Here is a 458-nt window from a genome sequence, read left to right as displayed (position 1 = left end):
GCACAAGCATGACCGCTATGTCTTGCCGGCGACGCCACAAAGCCAGCGAAGCCGCGATTTCCGAAATTATCCGCGCCGCGTCTCTTAATTTCGCCCGATCGTCGTAGCGGTCATCCAGGTCTTCCGGGAGATCATAGGTGGAAGGTTCGGCGGCATACAGATCGTCGACGATAGAAAACTCCGGTTTGAACTCTTCTCTGCTCTCCGAATCGTCGCCGGGTCGGACGACGTAGCTTCCAACACGAATTCCGAGCGGCGCGGCCCCGGGGAGATCGATGGCAGCGACACCGCCATCCACGAACCCGAATGCACGTCCTCTTTGCGCCGGCCAAAATTCGGCGGGATTGTAGTCAACCTTCTGGATATGCCCGTTGGCTCGAAGGAAGACGTTCAGCCTCTCCGCAAGCACACTCACGTGCTCGACGAAAACTTGCTCGAGCCGCGGGCCTTCCGAACGC

General features: G+C 59.2%; 1 pseudogene. It reads right to left on the bottom strand.

From position 1 onward, the window contains the following. Positions 1–458, bottom strand: a pseudogene (locus tag DY467_RS25565) (hypothetical protein); the annotation flags it as partial.

The sequence above is a fragment of the Rhodopseudomonas sp. BR0G17 genome (genome assembly GCF_010907025.1).
GTDB classification, from domain to species: Bacteria; Pseudomonadota; Alphaproteobacteria; order Rhizobiales; family Xanthobacteraceae; genus Rhodopseudomonas; species Rhodopseudomonas palustris_H.
This window is presented reverse-complemented; position numbering and strand designations above follow the sequence as displayed.